Genomic DNA, 18715 nt, shown 5'->3' with positions numbered 1-18715 from the left:
AGCCAAGGTTTTCTCTTAGGTTGTTGCGGCCCCTCCTGCTGTGCGCATTTCGTCACGGAACACACTGAGCTTACGGCGGGTCAAGCAGTGCTGACGCATTTGGGCCGGGTGCAAACCAAAATGCCGCAGTCGTTGATGCTTTTAGGCTTTAGCTTGGCATTGGCCTAGCGCTGCGAAGGGGTGGCAAGCCCGACAGGGCTGAGCGGGCAGCGAGCCCCGCAGCATAGCGGCCCCTGCCCATTGGGCAGGGGCAGGCCCCTCCTTTCGGCTTGGCCAGTTCTGCCCAACTATTAGATTTTATTTTCAGGTATTTTAGTGTTAAGGTGCAACTTTCTGCCGCTCAAGCCGTCATTTCAATAGCTTTTGGCCCGAAAAAAAGGTGGGTTCGTCTATGCCGCCTTACTTTTGGGCATAAAATGCCTTATTTTTGTGACTTGTAAAGAACCAGAACACCCGTCCTTATGAAAAAAACACACGCCAAACCCTTCCTGATGACTTTGGTTGCAGCTTGCAGTCTATTCGCTTACACCTACCTGCACGTGGCTTCTAGCTCGGGCATGCCATCTGCTGCGCAGTCCTACGACGAAGCATCACAGTCCGCTGCTGCCCAGGAAGAGGTGGAGTCGCCTACGCTCATCCTGCCAGACGTACAACTCATCAAGCAGCTTTTCGACGCAGGCAAGCGGCTGCTGCCGGCAGGCTAAATGCACGTTTGGGGCTCGCTTTGTTGCCAATCCATGCTTGTGCAGGCCTGCCGGCCATGATGGCACAGCAGGCAGGATTCCTAGATTTTTACAACGGCACCGTTCTAGGCAAGCTTTAAAAGCCATTACGCTCGCCAACACAACCAACCGGGCCCCGCAGCTGCACAGCTGTGGGGCCCGGTTGGTATAGCCCAAAATAGAAAAAGCTCCACCCTTTGATTGTTCAAGCGTGGAGCTTTTCGGCGAAGGTGAGCATTGAGCCTAACGCTTGCGGCGGGCACGGCGCTTTGCCAGGCCGCCCAGTTTTTTGCCACTGCCCCCCGTAGGGGCCCCTGTGCCCATGCCCGGCATCTTGCTCATCTTGTGCATCATCTTGCGCATCTGATCAAACTGCTTCAGGAAAAGGTTGACCTCCTCTATAGAATGCCCGCAGCCTTTTGCAATCCGCTTTTTACGGCTCAGGTTCATCAGCTCCGGATGATTGCGCTCCTGTGGCGTCATTGAAAATATAATGGCCTCCACCTTATTGAACGCACTATCATCAATATCCAGGTTCTTGGTCATCTTGCTCATCCCCGGTATCATATTGATCAAGCTCTTGAGGTCGCCCATCTTCCTGATCTGCCCGATCTGCTCCAAGAAATCGTTGAAGTCAAACTTGTTCTTCCGGATTTTCTTCTCCAGCTTTTTGGCTTTCTCTTCGTCGAACTGCATCTCCGCCTTTTCCACGAAAGAGATGATATCGCCCATGCCCAAAATCCGGCTCGCCATACGGTCGGGATGGAAAACATCCAGGGTCTCCATCTTTTCCCCCATGCTCACAAACTTGATGGGCTTGCCCACTGTGTATTTGATCGACAAGGCCGCCCCGCCCCGGGTGTCGCCATCCAGCTTCGTGAGCACCACCCCGTCATAATTAATACGGTCGTTGAAGGATTTTGCCGTGTTCACCGCATCCTGCCCCGTCATAGCGTCTACCACAAACAGCGTCTCATTGGGCTGAATGGCTTCCTTTACATTGGAGATCTCCTCCATCATCTTCTCGTCAATCGACAAGCGGCCCGCAGTATCCACGATGACCACATCGTGCCCGTGCGCCTGCGCATGCGCGATGCCTTTGAGCGCTATCTCTACCGGGTTTTGGTTGTCCATCTCCTTGTACACCGGCACATTGATCTGCTCGCCAATGACGCTCAGCTGATTGATGGCCGCCGGGCGGTAAACATCACAAGCCACCAAAAGGGGGCTCTTTCTCCGGTTGCCCTTCAGGTGGTAGGCCAATTTGCCGGAAAAGGTAGTTTTGCCCGAACCCTGCAAGCCCGCGATAAGGATCACCGCCGGTTTCCCTTTGATGTCAATATCCGTGACCGTGCCCCCCATGAGGTCTACCAGTTCATCATTGACAATCTTGACCATCAGCTGCCCCGGCTTCACCGCATTGAGGACATTCTCCTGCCCCAGCGCTTTGTCTTTCACCGTATCCGTAAACTCCTTGGCAATTTTGTAGTTCACGTCCGCAGCCACCAGGGCACGACGTATCTCCTTCACCGACTGCGCGATGTTCAGCTCGGTCAGTTTGCTTTCTCCTTTCAGTGTCTTAAATGCCCCTTCCAGGCGTTCGCTTAGGCTATCAAACATAGCGGGTCGCTGTTTTTTTCTATTTACACTTGGATGCTACAGGCCAGCACAGTAAAGGTCATCAAGGCCCTATCCTGCCCGTTTCGGCCTGCCAGTTCTATGCACAGGGCAGCACTGCCGCCCTCTACAACCACGCAAAAGTAATAAAAAGGACGGCAAAAAACGCCAGCCTCCAAAAATCCATTGCACCATACTAACAAACCAAGCCCCCAAAGGTTAGCGCAAAGCACAAGGCGACAGCTTTTTGGGCGTACCCCCGCTCAGCCGGCAGGTCATAGGGCGGGGGCGCTACGCTGCGCAGCTCGCTATCCGCTCGGCCCCGCTCCAACAGCGGGGCTGGCCTCTGGCCACTGCTCCGCATCGCTTACGCAAGCCCGCCTGTGAACCCACCGCCACCCTGTTTGTTGTACCCTCATCTTCCAAAACCGTACAAAACTCCGGAATGAAAAACCGTTTCCTCCTTTGGGCACTGCCCATACTGATGGCCGCTGTATCTTGCCAGCAGCAGCGGCCCGAAGGGCAGGCCCCTGCATCTACAACTACCGCCAACCCCGCAGCCCCGGGCTTCAATGCCCAAGGCTCAGACCCCGCGGCCATCGCCCTGGCCGACGAGGTCATGGCTGCTATGGGCGGCCGGAAAGCCTGGGATGAGACCCGGTACCTGCACTGGAATTTCTTCGGCCGCCGTTCCCTGCTGTGGGACAAATACACGGGCGATGTGCGCATCACCTTCCTGCCCGACTCCAATGCCATCGTGCTCAACATCAATAGCCCCGCGAAAGGCGCAGCCCTGATGGGCGGGCAGCTGGTCAGCAGCACCGATTCCCTTCAGGCGCTCCTCCAACAGGGCAAGAGTATATGGATCAACGATGCCTATTGGCTGGCCATGCCCTTCAAGCTCAAAGATAGCGGCGTTACCCTAAAACACTTGGGCGCAGATACGACACAAGCCGGAGCGCCGGCGCAGAAGCTGCAGCTGACCTTCGAAAAGGTGGGCGATACCCCTCAGAACAAGTATGAAGTCTGGGTTTCGGATACCTCCAAACGGGTAGTGCAATGGGCCTACTTTCCCACAGCCGAGGACCCTGCCCCCGCTTTCATCACCCCGTGGAGCGGCTATGAGCAGCAGGGCAGCATCTTCCTGTCCGGCGGCCGGGGCGAGCGCAGCCTTACAGAGATCAAAGTCTTGGAAGAGGTGCCGCAGGCTGCCTTTCAGCTGCCCTGATAGGGCTCGCCCTCCTCACGCGCTGTAAAAACCTATAAATTTGGCACAGCCCCTAGGGCAGCGGCCTGAAAAATCGGCTATCTTTGGCCCCTATTGCTGCTGTGGGGCCACAGCAGCCCAACCAAACTGAATTCTGTAGCTATGCCTACCATTTCCCAACGGGGCCAACACGTCCCCATGTCCCCTTTCCGTAAGCTAGTGCCATTTGCCGACCAGGCCAAAGCCGCTGGCAAACACGTCTACCACCTCAATATAGGGCAGCCGGATATTGCTACCCCAGCCTCTGCCCTAGAAAAAGTGCGGACAGACCAGTCTGAGATACTAGCGTACAGCCCAGCTGTGGGCAACCTGTCTTACCGCCAAAAACTGGTGGGCTATTACCAGGGGTTTGGCGTCAGCCTCACGCCCGATGAGCTGATTGTGACCACAGGGGCCTCCGAAGCCATACAGCTCGCATTGCTGGCCTGCCTCGACGAAGGGGATGAAGTGATTGTGCCGGAGCCCTTTTATGCCAACTACAACGGGTTTGCTCAAATTGGGAACATCAAGATTCAGCCCATTACCTGTCAGATCGAGACCGGCTTCGCATTGCCCAAGATCGAGGCCTTCGAGGCCTGTATCAACCCCCGCACCAAAGGCATCTTCATCACCAACCCTAATAACCCGACCGGCTGCTTCTACGCTGAGGAAGACTTGCGCGCCCTGGGGCAGCTGGCGATCAAGCACGACCTCTACCTCTTTGTTGATGAGGTCTACCGGGAGTTCTGCTATGACGGCAATGCCTTTTTCAGCTCCCTGCTCATCGATGGGGCAGAAGACCATGTGGTGGTGTTCGACTCTATATCCAAGCGCTACAGCGCCTGCGGGGCACGCATCGGCACTCTGGCCACCCGCAATACAGCCGTTTTGGAAACCGTCACCCGCTACGCCAAGCTGCGCCTCAGCCCTCCCGGGCTCGGCCAGATATTGGCGGAAGCCACCCTCGATATGGAGCCTGAATACATGCAGGAAGTGCAGGCCGCTTACGACTTGCGCCGCCGGGTAGTCTACGAGCGTTTGCAAGCCATGCCCGGTGTGGTGAGCTATCTGCCGGGAGGAGCCTTCTACTGTTTTGCACGTTTCCCGGTCCAAAGCGCCGAGCATTTCTGTAAGTGGCTGCTCGAGTCCTTCGAATACAAGGGGGCTACGGTAATGCTTTCGCCCGGCGAAGGCTTCTACGCTACCCCCGGCCTGGGCGTCGACGAAGTGCGCATCGCCTATGTGCTGAATGCCAATGACCTGAACGCTGCGATGGACTGCCTGGAGCAGGCCCTGCAGGTATACGAAGGGGCCACACATAAGGCGCAGGCCCTGTCTGCTGGTTGAGCAGGCTTGGCCGTAGCTGCGCCACCCTTTATCGAATAAACCCGCTTGTGCGTTGCGGTTTGCGTAGCCAAAGTTGTACCTTTGCCCTGCAAATTTATGCCCGGAAGTTTGCCGGGGCAGAGCAAAAGTTTAAATATTTGAATACCAGCAGTTTGAAGTGAAATGGCTGCTGCGCAAAGATTCACATCGAATGGATAGGAATACCATTATTGGATTAACGCTCATCTTTGTCCTGCTAGTCGCTTGGCAGCAGTTCCTGGCGCCTACGGCAGAAGAAATTGAGCAACAGGAAAGGCTTCAGGATTCCATTGCACAGGCTCAGCAGCGGGCCGACAGCCTGGCTAGCATTGAAGAAACCACACCGGAAGAAATACAGCTGGCTACCGGGGCTGATGATTCCCTCAAGCTCGTACAGCGGCAAGCTGGCTTCGGCCCCTTCGCTCCCGCAGCCGCAGGCAAGAGCGAGACCGTCACCCTCGAGAACGACCTGATGAAACTCTCCATTTCCACAAAAGGAGGGCGCATCAAAGGGGCACTGATGAAAAATCACTTCAAGCTGGAGTACAAAGAGGATGGCACAGAGGAAGAAGTGCCCCTGTATCTGCTGGAAGATGAGAAAAATAAATTTGACTACTTCCTGCCCATAGCCAACCTCCCTTCCGGAGGAGTGAGCACAGGCGACCTCTACTTTGAAGTTGCAGAGGCTGCCCCCCAAAAGGTAGTGCTCCGCGCCAAAGCTTCCAACGGTGGCTACTTCGAACAATCTTACCAAATAGAAGACGGCACCTACAACGTGGATTACGACGTCCGCTTCGAAAACCTGAACTCCGTGCTGGCTGCCAATACAGACGTCATTCAGCTCAGCTGGGTCAATTATCTGGATAAGCTGGAGCACAACGAGACCTACGAGCGGCGCTATTCTTCTGTTTATTACAAGCCCATAGGAGAAGACCCCGACTACTGCTCTTGCACTTCTGATGATACAGAAGAGCTCGGCGATGAGCAGATCAAGTGGATATCCAATGCCAACCAGTTCTTCAACAGCACCCTCATCGCAGAAGAAGGGTTCTTGGGCGCTACTGTGGAAACCCGCATGCTCCCCGAAGAAGCTGCAGACCTTAAACTGCTGGTTTCTGAAATCGGGGTGCCCTACAATCGGGGCAGCAGCGAGTCCTTTGCCATGCACATGTACGTTGGCCCTAATGAGTTTGACCGGCTGTACGCAATGGGCGATGGCCTGCAGAACATCATCCCCTTTGGCTGGAGCATCTTTGGCACGATCAACCGATGGGTCATCCGGCCCATCTTCGATTTCCTTTCTGGTTTTATCGGCAGCGCGGGCATCGTTATTTTAGTGCTGACTTTCATCGTCAAGTTGGCCCTTTATCCGCTTACTTACAAGATGCTGTACTCCCAGAGCAAGATGGCTGCTCTTAAGCCCCGCATGGAAGGGCTCAAAGACAAATTTAAGGATGACCAGCAGGCTCAGCAGATGGAGACCATGAAGATGTACCGTGAATTTGGCGTCAACCCCCTTGGCGGTTGTATGCCTATGGTACTGCAAATGCCCATTTGGTTTGCCCTCTACCGTTTCTTCCCCGCTTCTATCGAGTTCCGGCAGGCCAGCTTCCTTTGGGCGACCGACTTGTCTTCCTACGATATTTTTTGGCGGCTGCCATTTGAGATCCCCTTCGGTTTTGGTGCCCACATCAGCCTGTTCACCCTGCTGTGGGCGGTGACTACCCTGATCTACACCTATTACAACACCCGCCATATGGATATGAGCGCCAACCCGGCTATGAAGTACATGCAGTACTTTATGCCCTTGCTCTTCCTGGGCTTTTTCAACAGCTTCGCAGCTGGGCTTACGGCTTATTTGCTGTTCAGCAACCTGATCAACATCACGCAGACGATAGTGACCAAAAATTTCATTATCGATCATGCGAAAATCGAGAATGAGCTGGAAGCTTACCGCAGCAAGCCCAAGAAGAAGGGCGGGTTTCAGCAACGGCTTGAGAATGCGCTCAAAGAGCAGCAGCGCATACAGGAACAAAAAGCGCAGGGCAAGGGCAAAAAGAAGTAAAGGGTTGCCCTCCGCTTCAGCGTCGTCCGGGGCAGCTGCACGATATGTGCAACTGCCCCGGCTTTATTTTGGCCTTAGCCAAAGAACGGCTCGCGGCTGCAACCCAAGCCTGACTTCGCTGTTGTGTCTTGGAAACGAACAACAACCCGAACGCATGACCGATTTCAAGCGCTGGCCCCTGGCCCTGTACCTGTCCTTTTTCTTGCTTCAGCTGGCCGCTCAGGAAACGTTTACGCTCAGCGGCTATATTACAGATGGCGGTACAGGAGAGGCCCTCATTGGGGCGGCAGTGGCCAGCCGTGATTCTGCTGGGCGGGGCACCGTAGCCAATACCTACGGTTTCTATGCCCTCAACCTTCCTGCAGGCCAGCAAACAGTACAGTTTACCTACCTGGGCTACGACCCTCAGGTCTTTGAGGTCAACCTCGATGCTCCATTGCGCTTAAATGTGCAGCTTGCGGAGTCGGGCATCGCCTTGCAGGAAGTTGTGGTAAAAGCCCGGGCAGAAGATGAAAATGTGAGGAGCACAGAGATGGGCACTATTGGCCTGCAGATGGCCAAGGTGAAAAAACTGCCGGCCCTAATGGGGGAGGTAGACGTGCTCAAGGCTATTCAGCTGCTGCCCGGCGTCTTGTCGGCAGGGGAAGGCAATGCAGGCTTTTATGTGCGTGGCGGCGGGCCCGACCAAAACCTGGTCTTGCTGGACGAGGCGTTGGTCTACAATCCTGGCCATCTGTTGGGGTTCTTCTCTGTCTTCAATGCTGACGCCATCCGGAATACTACCCTTATCAAAGGCGGGATGCCTGCAAATTACGGGGGGCGCTTGTCCTCGGTGGTAGACATTCAAATGAAGGAAGGCAACGATCAGCACTATGCAGTAGAAGGGGGGATAGGGCTAGTGGCTTCCCGTATCCTCCTGGAGGGGCCAATTCAGCGGGGCAAAAGCGCGTTTATGCTCTCTGCCCGCCGTACTTATGCCCTTGACCTTGCCCAGCCTTTTTTGGACAATACTGCTTTTGCCGGCACCAACTATTATTTCTACGACATCAATGCTAAAGCCAACTACCGTTTCAGCGACAAAGACCGCCTGTTTTTTAGCGCCTATTTTGGCAGGGATGTGCTCAACTTCCGCAGCAACGGGCGGGACTTTGCCTTCGACTTGCCCTATGGCAATGCCACTGCTACCCTACGCTGGAACCACCTCTTTAGCGATAAGCTGTTTATGAATGTGACGACCGTCTACAACGACTATGATTTTGGCTTTCGCGGTGGGCAGGGCGACTTCCGCATCCGGCTAGATTCTGGCGTGAAAGATTGGAATGGGAAAATAGACTTGGAGTACTACCCGGCAAGCGGGCACCGGCTCAAAGCAGGCCTGGTGTATACTTATCATCAGCTTACGCCAAGCCTCGCAACCGCTACCAATGGGGAAGCTGTCTTTTCTAACAACGCCAAGATCAGGTACGCGCATGAAAGTGCAGCTTATCTGCTCGATGAGGTGCAGGTCAGCTCGTGGCTAAAGGTCAATGCCGGGCTTCGGCTGTCTTCCTTTTCCCAGGTAGGTTCTTATGTGTCCAAAATCGATGGGCGGTTGTACGGGCCCGGAGAGGAGGTCGCCACTTACTTTGGGCTGGAGCCAAGGCTGTCTGCCAATATAAAGCTGGGGAGCACTTCTGCTTTGAAAACAGGCTACACCCGGACGTACCAGTACCTCCATTTGGTGAGCAATTCCACTAGCACTTTGCCTGCCGATGTATGGGTGCCGAGCAGCGAGCTCATCCGCCCGCAGATAGGGGATCAGCTGGCGCTGGGGTATTTCCGGAACTTTGGCGGCAATAGTTGGGAGGCTTCTATCGAAGGGTACTACCGTTGGCTGGACAATCAGGTCGACTACCGCGAAAACTATGTCGATAATGTAGCGAATGACCTGGAGGAGGAGTTCGTTTTTGGAACAGGCAGAGCCTACGGCATGGAGTTGTTCGTACAAAAAAAACAAGGTGATTTCACCGGATGGGTCGGTTACACTTGGTCTAGGACAGAACGCACCTTCCCAGAGATCAACCAAGGGCGCCCTTTCCCTGCGGTGTACGACCGCCGCCACGATTTGTCCATTGTAGCCAACTATCAGCTGAGCCCGAAATGGGAGCTGGGCGGGGCCTTCATCTTCGGCTCTGGCAATGCCTATACCCCGGTAGAGCGCCTCTACTTTATCGATCAGTTCCCGGTGCAGCAATACGGGGCCCGCAATAGCGCCCGCCTCCCGGATTACCACCGGCTTGACCTTTCAGCTACTTTCACCCCTAAGCCTGATGCTCAGAAGCGTTTCCGCTCGAGCTGGAATTTTTCGGTTTACAACACCTACAGCCGCCAAAACCCATTTTTCATTTATTACGCCTTCGAGTCAGACCCCGCAGCCGGGACCGCATCGGCTTCTGCGCTTCAGGTTTCTCTCTTTCCGGTCATCCCTGCCGTTACCTGGAATTTCAGCTGGAGCAGTGGGCGTGAAAAACAGCAAAAGCAATATTAAGCATGCCTAAGGTTTACATTCATACAGGCACCAATCTTGGCGACCGGGCTGCCAACCTTGCCCGGGCAGCAGCGCTGCTGGAAGCATCAGGGGTGGTGATAGCCCAATCTTCCAGGGTTTATGAAACGGCCGCCTGGGGCTTGCCCGATCAGGCTGATTTCTTGAATCAGGCGTTGGAAGCCTACACGGAGAGGCCTCCGTTGGGGCTGCTCGAGCTGCTGCTTGGCATAGAGCAAAAAATGGGCAGGGTGAGGGTACAGAAATGGGGCAGCCGGCTGATTGACTTGGACTTATTGTACTACGGCAGGCTGGTCATGGAGACGGAGCAGTTGACGCTCCCCCATCCGTTTTTGCATCAGCGCAACTTTGTGCTTGCCCCCATGATGGACATTGCCCCTGATTGGGAAGACCCTAAACGTGGGGTGCCCATCCGAGCTTTGTTTGCTCAATGCCCCGACCGCTTACCGGCCGAGCCTTGGGCTGGCGCTTAGTTTACGAACCTTCCTCCACCTTTACCGTTTGGTTGTCATGAAGCCAACTGTCGTCATTGCCGGGGCCACAGGATTCCTTGGCCGGTGGTTTATGCATACTTTCCGTGATCGCTACCATTTTATTGCGTTGACGCGAAAAAGCTTGCCCCTTTGGCCCGAGCAGGGGGGATCGGGTGTCGAGTGGCGGCAGGCAGAGTTGTACTCTCTGTCTGAGGCCGAACGGGCAGTGGAAGGAGCTGACTTCGCCCTCTACCTGGTCCATTCCATGCGCCCGTCCACAAGGCTCAATCAGGGATCGTTCCGCGATACAGATATCCTGCTTGCAGACAACTTTGCCCGGGCAGCAGCGGCCAAAAAATTGCAGCAGATTGTTTTTCTGAGCGGGCTGCAGCCTGACGGAGGACAGCCTTCCGGCCGGGGGCATTTGCAAAGCCGGCATGAGGTAGAGCAGACCCTTGCACAATACAGTACCCCGCTGACCGTACTGCGGGCAGGCCTTATCCTCGGGCCGGGCGGGACGACTTTCCTGACGCTAAAAAGGCTGGTCGAACGGCTGCCTGTCATGGCTTGCCCACAGTGGGCCTCTTCTCTGCAGGAGCCGGTAGGGTGGAGGGATGTTTTGTCCTACTTGCACCATGTGCTTGGCAATGCAGATGCTTACGGTTCAACCTTTGATATCCGCGGCCCCGGGCGTACCACTTACTTAGATATGCTGCGCCTCCTTTCCAAGAAAATGGGCCGTAGGCGTTGGGTGTTCAGCGTGCCAGCCGGGATGCCCGGCTTTTCCCGTTTGTGGATAGCCTGGTTTGCCGGGCTCAACCGCGACCTGGCATTGCCGTTGGTGGAAAGCTTGGAGAAGGACCTGCTTGGGCAGCCCAATTGGCTACAGCGCCAATGGCCGCCAAAACAGACCGTGAGCATGGCTATGGACGAGGCGTTGCGGCTGGAAGGGGAAGTGCCGCCCCTTCCTGTTTTCCGAGAAGGAGAAAATGAGCGCAATACGGTCAGGAGCGTACAGCGGCTCCCCAACCCCGGGGGGTGGACTGCAGCTTGGGTGGCTAGGCGTTATCAGACTTGGCTGCCCGTCCTGTTCCGCTATCTGATCCGGGTAGAGCAAAGAGGGGACACTTCTGTGTTCCGCATCGGCCCGTTTGAGCTGTTGCACCTTCAGCTGATCGGGGGGAGGAGCCACGCCGGGCGGCAATTGTTTTACATCGTGGGCGGGCAATTGGTAAAAAGGAGGGATTATGGCTGGCTGGAGTTCAGGACTGTACTGAGCGGGCGTTATACGATGGCCGCCATACATGAGTTTGTGCCCACGCTGCCATGGTATGTGTACATGAGCACACAAGCGATTGCCCACCTTTGGGTCATGCACCGTTTCAGCAAATACCTGGGCCGCCTTGGGAAGGAAAAGGAGGCCGGCGCATAAAGGCCTGCCTATTCAAACAAGGTGCCTGCCCGCCCCGGGGGTACAATGCCCAGATGCTTGTAAGCTTTTTCTGTCACCTCCCGCCCTCTTGGAGTCCGTTGGATATAGCCCTCCATGATCAGGAAAGGCTCATGTACTTCCTCGATAGTGCCCGCTTCTTCTCCAACAGCTGTGGCGATGGTCGTGATGCCGACCGGGCCGCCCTTGAATTTGTGTATGATGGTAGACAGGATTTTATTGTCCATCTCATCTAGCCCGCCTTCATCTACATTTAGGGCCGAGAGCCCATAATTGGCGATGTCCTGATTGATGGTGCCATCGCCCTTGATCTGTGCAAAATCCCGGATGCGCCTCAGTAGGGCATTTGCGATACGGGGAGTGCCCCGGCTGCGCCTAGAGATCTCCACGGCACCATCTTCTGTTATCGGTACGTTCAGGATACCGGCTGAGCGCTTGATGATGCGCCGGAGGGTTTTGGCGTCGTAGTAATCCAGGTGGCAATTGATGCCAAAGCGAGCCCGCATCGGTGCTGTCAGCAGCCCCATACGAGTAGTGGCCCCCACTAAAGTGAAAGGGTTGAGGGCAATCTGAATACTGCGCGCATTGGGCCCGCTGTCGATCATAATATCTATGCGGTAATCTTCCATAGCAGAGTAGAGGTACTCTTCCACGACCGTATTGAGCCGGTGGATCTCGTCTATGAATAAGACATCGCCCTCCTCCAGGTTGGTCAGCAGGCCAGCCAGGTCACCGGGTTTCTCCAAGACAGGCCCGGAAGTCATTTTGAGCTCTGCGCCGAGCTCATTGGCAATGATGTGGGATAGGGTTGTTTTCCCAAGGCCCGGAGGGCCGTGAAGGAGGACGTGGTCAAGCGCTTCGCCCCGTTGCAGGGCGGCCTGAATAAATATTTGTAGGTTCTCCACAATTTTAGGCTGCCCACTGAAGTCGCCTAAGGCTTGCGGGCGCAGCTGCACTTCCGCATTTTGTTCTTCCGGTCCAAGGTGCTCCCCGTTGGGGTCAAGATGAGGGTTTGACATATTGCAGAATTTAGTGGGCTGGCGTTGCCCTGCGCCAAATATACATTAATTCATGCCTTCGATGCGGCTGAACCCATTGCCTAGTTTTTGGACCTGTATCTGTACCCCAATGCGCTCTTTAAGGGCTCCCACATGGGAGATGATGCCAATGGCCTTCCCCTTGCTTTGTAGGTTTTCAAGCGTACTGATGGCGGTGTCCAGGGTGCTCTCGTCCAAAGTCCCGAACCCTTCATCAATGAAGAGCGATTGAATTTGGGACCTCCTGCCGGCCAAGTCGCTCAGGCCCAGGGCAAGGGCCAGGCTGACCAAGAAGCTTTCTCCTCCCGACAGGGTTTTGACCGACCGGCGGTTGTCAGCCTGGTAGGTATCAATGATTTCTAGCTCAAGGTTGTCTTCGTCCTGTAGCTGTACGAGGTAGCGCCCGTGAAGATCTTGCAGATGATGATTGGCCAGCTGGGCCAGCCGCTGAAGGGTAAGGCTCTGAGCGAATTTCCGGAACTTCTGGCCGTCTGCCGAACCGATGATGTCGTTGAGCCGCGCCCATCTCCTGCAGGCCTGCTGCTGCAGCTCGATCTGCCGCAGGTAAGCGGCCGCAGTCTCCCGGGCTGCTTCTTGTGTTTTGATTTGTTGCAGCAATGCGCCGCGTTCTACATCGAGCTCTTTTTGTGCTTGCATGAGGTCTTCAGCCTGCTGTTGTATCTGCTGAAGGCTTTCTTGAGTGAGGGCTTTTTTCTGTTCGAGTTCCAGTTCTAGCCTCGCGTTGCCTAAAGCTTCCTGGGTATTGTACCGTTCTTGCTGCAGTTGTTTCTCAGTCCTCTCCAGCTCTTGGAGCTCGTCAGGTGGGAGGAGGGCCTCCAAGGCCTCTTCAGGCCCTTTGAACCCGGTCTGCTCTGCTGCTGTTTTCAGTGATTGGGCGGTTTGCTGGTATTGTTTTTGTGCCCCTTCCAAGTCTTGAACGGCCACTTTTAGCGCGGAGCTTGCTGCACTGAGCTCTTGTTCGGCCTTGCGCAGGCTTTCCCGTGCCGCTTCCCGCTCCGTCTCTGCTTGTTCCAACCCAGCTTCCAATAGCTCCTGGTAGCGGTCGGCGTCCTTAGTGCCGATGAGGCTATGGCGTTTGGCGGTGAGGGTTTCCAGCTCTTGCTGATCTTGGCTCAGCTGAGCCGCTTGTTCGCTTCGCAAAGACTGGGCAGCAAGGAGCTGCTGCTGTAGAGCCTTAAGGTCGCCTTCCTGGCCTTTAAGCTTCAGCTCCGTTTCCCGTGCCTGCAGTTCCTTTTCGGCCCAAGCCGCTTCGTACTTCTTGAGGGCATCAAAGGTGTTTTTAAAAGTCTGTTCTGAGAAGGAGAAGCCAAGTTGGGCAAGCGCAGCGGCTATCTCGCCGGCCAGCTCTTGGTAATACTGCACGGTATCCGCCATTTTCTGCTTCACAGTGGGCAGCTCTTCCTCATATTGGGCCAGCTGCCTGCGGAGGTGCTCCAATTGGTGGGAAGTCTCGATGTACTGTTTGTCTGCCTCTGCCAGCTGCATTGACAAGCGTTGCACCTTTTGCTCATTGCCTTGGGTTTGCGCTAGTTTTGCCTGGGCTTGTTGCAGGCGGCTGCCGATATAGGCTGGCGCCAGCCAGTCGCCCTGCAAGTCCGGTGCCCATAGGGCTTTGAGCTGCTCCTCCAGTTTGCCCAATTGCCGGTTGGCCTGCTGGAAGCTGCCTTCCTGGCCCTGCTCTTTTCCGCCCAAGATGGCTTGTATCTCCCGCCCGATATCGCGGTGCTCCTGGTAGAGCTGCTGCATATCGTCTCGGGCAGCTTGCAGCCGCTGAGCAGCGTCTTCCCATTCCTTTTTGGCGCGGTCGACGAAGAAGGCGGCCGGCTGGCTTTGCCGGAAAGGGTGGTCGGTAGAAAAGCAGAGCGGGCAGGGTGCGCCCTCCGCCAAGTTGGCGCGGTCTTTTTCGTAGTTGGCTACTTTCTGCTGGTCAAGGTAGATGGTTTCTTTGTAGCGGTAATGTTGGTCCAGCTCATCAAGCACTTCCAGCTGGTTTTGAATTTGCAGGCTTAGGGCATCATCTTGGGCGTGGAGGGAAGCCAGTACATCTTCTATATGGTGCAGTTCCTGTACACTTTCTTTGTACTCGGCTGCCAGTTCCATGATTTTATGATACTGCAAGACTTCTTTTTCAAGCTGATGCTTGGCTTGCTCCTGTCGTTGCAGGATTTGTTGGGACTGCTCCCAGGAAATGCCCGGGAAGAAAGCCTCCAGGGCCGACCGGACTTCTGCCTGTTGCCTTTTCAGCTGCTGATGTTTGGCAGTGGCGGTTTCCAACTGTGCTGCTGTGGTTTTGATTTGTTGGTTGAGCTTGTCAAGGGCCTTTTGAGCATCCTGTCTGCCCCGGTAGCGGTCCCTGAGGTTTTCCCGCTGGCTTTTCAGCTTGGGCAAGAGGGTGGGGAGGGCAGCGAACTGCGGATGGGCATCGAGCCATTGGCGAGCAGCATCCGCTAACTGCCGGTTGTTGTGGATACTGGCGTTCAGCGCTGCAGCTTGTTGCTCAAGCTGGGCGAGTGCTGCTTCTCCTTTTTCCTGTTTTGCCTTTTGGAGGTGGATTTGCTTGCCCAATGCATTGATGGTAACATCTAAAACGCTGGCTTCCTTTATCTTAGGTGCTTCCTCCTGGAGTTTTGCTTTAGCTGAGCTAAACGCCTGGCCTGCCGCTCTCAGCTGGCTGTCGGCTTTTTGGGCGCCTTCCTGCAGCCCGGGCATAGCCGCTCGGTAGCCCTTTATCCTTTCCCTTAAGTTTTGTTGCTGCTGGTACTGTTCCTGGTATTTGGTGATAAGGGGGTGAAGCGGGGCGGCCTGCCGGTGGAGGTCGAGCTGTTCTTGGCTGGGGGCGAAAGCTAGGAATGCTGCTTCCTGCTCTTCGAGTTTGCCCTGTAGAGAGCTGATCTGCAGTGCCAGGCGGTTGAGGTGCTGAAGCCAGATACTATGCTCTTGCAGGCGTTTCAGTTTGCCGGCTATGGCACTGCGCTCAGCTGATGCGTTGCCCAATTTTTCCTGTAAAGCTTGGAAAGCTTCCGTGGAAAGCAGCTGCACTTGACTGGCTTGTTCCTTCAGATTTTCCAGTTGCTGTTTTTCCTGTTTGCTGCGCTCGAAGGCCGCCTTGGAGAGGTCAGAGTAAATTTGGGTACCGGTGATGAGCTCGAGCAGGTCGCTCCGGTTGCTCGGCTTGGCATTCAAGAAGGCAGCGAACTCGCCCTGAGCGAGCATCACAGAGCGGCAGAACTGCTCAAAATTAAGCCCTGTGACTTCTGGCAAAGCCGCATCCACTTCTCGTATTTTCTCAGCGAGTATCCGATAGGCTTGTGCTTCGGGCTCCCAAACGCTCAGCTCCCTTTTTACCGGCTGCAGGTTGCCAGTAGCTGACCGGTTGGCCCGCCAGGCAGCCCAGCTGCTCTTGTACCGCTTCCCGTTGGCTTCGAACAAAACCTCGCAAAAACTATCGCCTGTGCCATAGGACAGGAGCTGCTCTGCCTCTGTCCCTCTTGCCACTTGCCCGTAAAGGGCGAGGGTCAGTGCATCGAGCAGGGTAGTCTTGCCTGAGCCCGTATCGCCGGTTATGGCAAACAGACCAGCCCCTTGCAGGGGCGGTTCCTCGAAGTTGATTTGCGTGGCCCCTCTCAAGGAGTTGATATTCTGAAGGCTGATTTGTAAGATTTTCATAGGGCATAGTCTGTTCAGGCCTGCTCTGATTCCCGGTGCCAGTCTTGCAGCTCCCGGAATTGCTCAAGGAGCTCCTCCATCTGTTTAGGGCTTTCTCCCATACGCTCGCACTTCATGCGGAACACCTCAATGGGAGAAAGGTCCTCGAGCATTGGCAATTGCTGTTCCTGCAGGTTTTTCCGGTTGGGGTAAACGGCTTGTATTTTTAGGATTTCGAGGGGCAGCCCGCTCGCGAATTCCCTAAGGGATTCATTGAGGTCGGGCAGGAGGGCATCAAGGTGCACCCTGATATCTGCCCAGGGTGGAAACTGGGCTTCCGCAGCTTTTTGTGCAAGCCCTTCTATTTTGGCTTTGACTTCTTCCAGGCTGCCCGCTATGGTGCGCAGCTGTCGGAAGACGGGGAGCTCTGCCGCTCTGCTATTGAAGTTTTTCCCTTCCCATTCCAAGACCCAGACGGATTTGGTGTCCCTTACTTCGGAAAAGCTTAGCGGGATGAGGGAGCCGGAGTAGCGCACATGCTCTAGGCGGCCTACTCGCTGTGCCCGGTGGATATGCCCTAGGGCGACATAGTCAAAAACTTCAGGGAAGTGGGTAGCGTCAATGTTCTCGGTATTGCCGATGTAGATGTTGTCTTGTTTGCCAGAGGCTGTTGCCCCAGAGGCATACAGGTGCCCCATGGCAATAACCGGTACTTCGTTTACGGGGAAATGGGATGAGATATGCGCTGCGACCCGTTCGTAATGCCCTCTGATGCCCTGCTTGATTTTGGCGATCCTGTCCAGCCCGGTTTCTCCGCTCACGCCCTCGCTGATATCCCGGTCGCGTAAGAAAGGGACGGCTGCAATGACAGCTTCCAGCTCTTTTTGGGCATTGTATAATGGTATAACCTCCTCTGCAGGGTCAGCGCCTGCATTGCCTACTACATGCACCTGCATAGCCGCCAATAGCTCACGGGGCGCATTGAGCATAGCGGGAGAATCGTGGTTGCCTCCGGTAATGATGACATGCCGGCAGGGGGTGTCCATCATTTGGCGCAAAAAACGGTAATAGCTTTTCCGGGCACTATTGGGCGGGTTGCCAATATCGAAGATGTCCCCGGCTACGAGCAGGGCGTCCGGGGCTTCGGACTGCACAAGCTCCAACAGCCAATTCAGGGCGGCCTCATGTTCTTCCTCCCGGCTATGAGAAAGGAATTTCTGCCCCAGGTGCCAGTCTGATGTATGTATGATTTTCATATTTCGGATGCCTTGGTTGTTACCGTTTATGGCAGTATTGCTGTAGGCTGTGCCTATTCGGGGTACAGGAGGTATTTTTTTCTGACCGGTTTGAATTGCTCAAGCCCCGGGGCCCAGGTTTTACGGATTTCCCTGGCTGACATGCCCGCCAGGATTTGTTTGCGCAGCAGGTCGCTCCCGGCGAGTTTGTCAATAAACAGCGTTTTGAGGAAAAAGCTTTCCGGGCTGCCCTTCCAGTCTTCAAAAAAAGCGATCAGGTAGCTGAGGTTGAGCTGCCCTTCTTCCCGTATCTCAGCCGGTGGCACCTCCACAAAGGAGTACCCCCGGCAGGAAGCTCCGTTGTGCTTCGGGCTGCGGGCGCCATACCTGGGCTGTGGAGTGAAGTGGTAATCTCCAATCCGGCTATCGGGGTGGCCAATGACCTGAAACTGATTGGGCGTGCCCCGGCCAACACTGACGTTGGTGCCTTCAAAGAAGCAAAGGGAAGGGTAGAGGTAGATAGAACGGGCATTAGGCAGGTTGGGGCTAGGGGGCACCGGCAGCTCATAGGCCGTTTGATGGGTGTAGCCAGCACAGGGGACAATATGGAGCTTGCAGGTGGCCCCACCTGCAAGCCAGCCCTCGCCGTTGATCATTTGTGCGTACTCTGCTATGGTCATGCCGTGTACGACCGGCACGGGGTGCATACCCACAAAAGACTGGAAGCTGGGGTCAAGCAGCGGCCCGTCTACAAAATGCCCGTTAGGGTTGGGGCGGTCGAGTACCAAAACTGGGATGCCGGCCTCGGCACAGGCTTCCATCACATAGTGCATGGTAGAAATATAAGTATAGAAGCGGGCGCCAACGTCCTGAATGTCAAAAATAACCATGCCCAAGCCTTGGAGCTGTTCCGGTTTGGGTTTTTTATTGCTGCCATAGAGGGAGATAATGGGCAGGCCGGTTTTGGGGTCCTTTCCATCGGCAATTTTTTCGCCCGCGTCCGCGTCCCCTCTGAAACCATGCTCGGGCGCAAAGATGGTTTGGATGTCAACCTGCATAGCCAGGAGGGTATCTACGAGATGAGCGTGGCCCACGGTAGAAGTCTGATTGACAACAAGGGCGACCGGCCCGGCTTCCTGCAAGAGGGGAAGGTAGAGGGCCGGCTGTTCTGCTCCAGTGAGCAGGGCGGGCGCGGTATCCTGCTGTGCGCCCAGGTTTGGCGAGCTGCCCAATAGGGCTGCCCATAAAAAAGCAAACAAAGACTTCGATTTTGTAATCATATTGTTTTACTTTG

Annotated in this window: 12 protein-coding genes; 7 read left to right on the top strand and 5 right to left on the bottom strand. The window is 55.3% G+C overall.

Annotated elements, in window-relative coordinates:
- Positions 1-461: 461 nt before the first annotated feature.
- The gene (locus FRY97_RS08550; RefSeq protein ID WP_147167034.1) at positions 462-704 is read left to right on the top strand and encodes a hypothetical protein; all 243 of its coding nucleotides are present in this window, start codon (positions 462-464) and stop codon (positions 702-704) included.
- A gap of 261 nt (positions 705-965) precedes the next feature.
- Here FRY97_RS08550 and ffh read toward each other — a convergent pair whose 3' ends face one another.
- The gene (gene ffh, locus FRY97_RS08545) at positions 966-2342 is read right to left on the bottom strand and encodes a signal recognition particle protein (RefSeq protein WP_147167033.1); all 1377 of its coding nucleotides are present in this window, start codon (positions 2340-2342) and stop codon (positions 966-968) included.
- Between the two features lie 442 nt (positions 2343-2784).
- Here ffh and FRY97_RS08540 point away from each other — a divergent pair, with 442 nt between their 5' ends.
- The 6 genes from FRY97_RS08540 (at position 2785) to FRY97_RS08515 (ending at position 11465) form a co-directional block, all read left to right on the top strand.
- Positions 2785-3567: a hypothetical protein gene (locus tag FRY97_RS08540; protein WP_211356833.1), complete on the top strand. Its 783-nt coding sequence runs from the start codon at positions 2785-2787 to the stop codon at positions 3565-3567.
- A gap of 141 nt (positions 3568-3708) precedes the next feature.
- Complete coding sequence (locus FRY97_RS08535) at positions 3709-4932, top strand: pyridoxal phosphate-dependent aminotransferase (protein ID WP_147167032.1); 1224 nt, start codon at positions 3709-3711, stop codon at positions 4930-4932.
- Positions 4933-5122: 190 nt separating this feature from the next.
- A complete protein-coding gene (gene yidC / locus FRY97_RS08530) occupies positions 5123-7015 on the top strand; it encodes a membrane protein insertase YidC (RefSeq protein ID WP_147167031.1) in 1893 nt (630 codons plus the stop codon).
- 154 nt (positions 7016-7169) lie between these two features.
- Positions 7170-9542, top strand: a complete 2373-nt coding sequence (locus tag FRY97_RS08525) for a TonB-dependent receptor (protein ID WP_147167030.1) — start codon at positions 7170-7172, stop codon at positions 9540-9542.
- 2 nt (positions 9543-9544) lie between these two features.
- A complete protein-coding gene (gene folK / locus FRY97_RS08520) occupies positions 9545-10033 on the top strand; it encodes a 2-amino-4-hydroxy-6-hydroxymethyldihydropteridine diphosphokinase (protein ID WP_147167029.1) in 489 nt (162 codons plus the stop codon).
- A 37-nt stretch (positions 10034-10070) separates the two neighbouring features.
- Positions 10071-11465, top strand: coding sequence for an NmrA family NAD(P)-binding protein (locus FRY97_RS08515; RefSeq protein WP_147167028.1), 1395 nt, complete (start codon positions 10071-10073; stop codon positions 11463-11465).
- Between the two features lie 8 nt (positions 11466-11473).
- Here FRY97_RS08515 and ruvB read toward each other — a convergent pair whose 3' ends face one another.
- Genes ruvB through FRY97_RS08495 form a run of 4 tightly spaced genes read right to left on the bottom strand, consistent with a single transcriptional unit; the run spans position 11474 to position 18701 of the window.
- Positions 11474-12502, bottom strand: coding sequence for a Holliday junction branch migration DNA helicase RuvB (gene ruvB, locus FRY97_RS08510; RefSeq protein ID WP_147167027.1), 1029 nt, complete (start codon positions 12500-12502; stop codon positions 11474-11476).
- Between the two features lie 45 nt (positions 12503-12547).
- The gene (locus FRY97_RS08505) at positions 12548-16207 is read right to left on the bottom strand and encodes an AAA family ATPase (protein WP_147167026.1); all 3660 of its coding nucleotides are present in this window, start codon (positions 16205-16207) and stop codon (positions 12548-12550) included.
- 14 nt (positions 16208-16221) lie between these two features.
- The gene (locus FRY97_RS08500; protein WP_147167025.1) at positions 16222-17442 is read right to left on the bottom strand and encodes an exonuclease SbcCD subunit D C-terminal domain-containing protein; all 1221 of its coding nucleotides are present in this window, start codon (positions 17440-17442) and stop codon (positions 16222-16224) included.
- Positions 17443-17495: 53 nt separating this feature from the next.
- A complete protein-coding gene (locus FRY97_RS08495) occupies positions 17496-18701 on the bottom strand; it encodes an exo-beta-N-acetylmuramidase NamZ family protein (RefSeq protein WP_147167024.1) in 1206 nt (401 codons plus the stop codon).
- Positions 18702-18715 lie beyond the last annotated feature (14 nt).

The organism is Phaeodactylibacter luteus (assembly GCF_007993045.1).
Lineage (GTDB): Bacteria > Bacteroidota > Bacteroidia > Chitinophagales > Saprospiraceae > Phaeodactylibacter > Phaeodactylibacter luteus.
This window is presented reverse-complemented; position numbering and strand designations above follow the sequence as displayed.

Excerpts from the sequence above, each read along its gene's own strand:
- FRY97_RS08505 (WP_147167026.1), bottom strand. The coding sequence starts at position 16,207 with ATGAAAATCTTACAAATCAGCCTTCAGAATATCAACTCCTTGAGAGGG.
- folK (WP_147167029.1), top strand. The coding sequence starts at position 9,545 with ATGCCTAAGGTTTACATTCATACAGGCACCAATCTTGGCGACCGGGCT.
- FRY97_RS08540 (WP_211356833.1), top strand. The coding sequence starts at position 2,785 with ATGAAAAACCGTTTCCTCCTTTGGGCACTGCCCATACTGATGGCCGCT.
- FRY97_RS08525 (WP_147167030.1), top strand. The coding sequence starts at position 7,170 with ATGACCGATTTCAAGCGCTGGCCCCTGGCCCTGTACCTGTCCTTTTTC.
- FRY97_RS08500 (WP_147167025.1), bottom strand. The coding sequence starts at position 17,442 with ATGAAAATCATACATACATCAGACTGGCACCTGGGGCAGAAATTCCTT.
- ruvB (WP_147167027.1), bottom strand. The coding sequence starts at position 12,502 with ATGTCAAACCCTCATCTTGACCCCAACGGGGAGCACCTTGGACCGGAA.
- FRY97_RS08550 (WP_147167034.1), top strand. The coding sequence starts at position 462 with ATGAAAAAAACACACGCCAAACCCTTCCTGATGACTTTGGTTGCAGCT.
- yidC (WP_147167031.1), top strand. The coding sequence starts at position 5,123 with ATGGATAGGAATACCATTATTGGATTAACGCTCATCTTTGTCCTGCTA.
- FRY97_RS08515 (WP_147167028.1), top strand. The coding sequence starts at position 10,071 with ATGAAGCCAACTGTCGTCATTGCCGGGGCCACAGGATTCCTTGGCCGG.
- FRY97_RS08495 (WP_147167024.1), bottom strand. The coding sequence starts at position 18,701 with ATGATTACAAAATCGAAGTCTTTGTTTGCTTTTTTATGGGCAGCCCTA.
- ffh (WP_147167033.1), bottom strand. The coding sequence starts at position 2,342 with ATGTTTGATAGCCTAAGCGAACGCCTGGAAGGGGCATTTAAGACACTG.
- FRY97_RS08535 (WP_147167032.1), top strand. The coding sequence starts at position 3,709 with ATGCCTACCATTTCCCAACGGGGCCAACACGTCCCCATGTCCCCTTTC.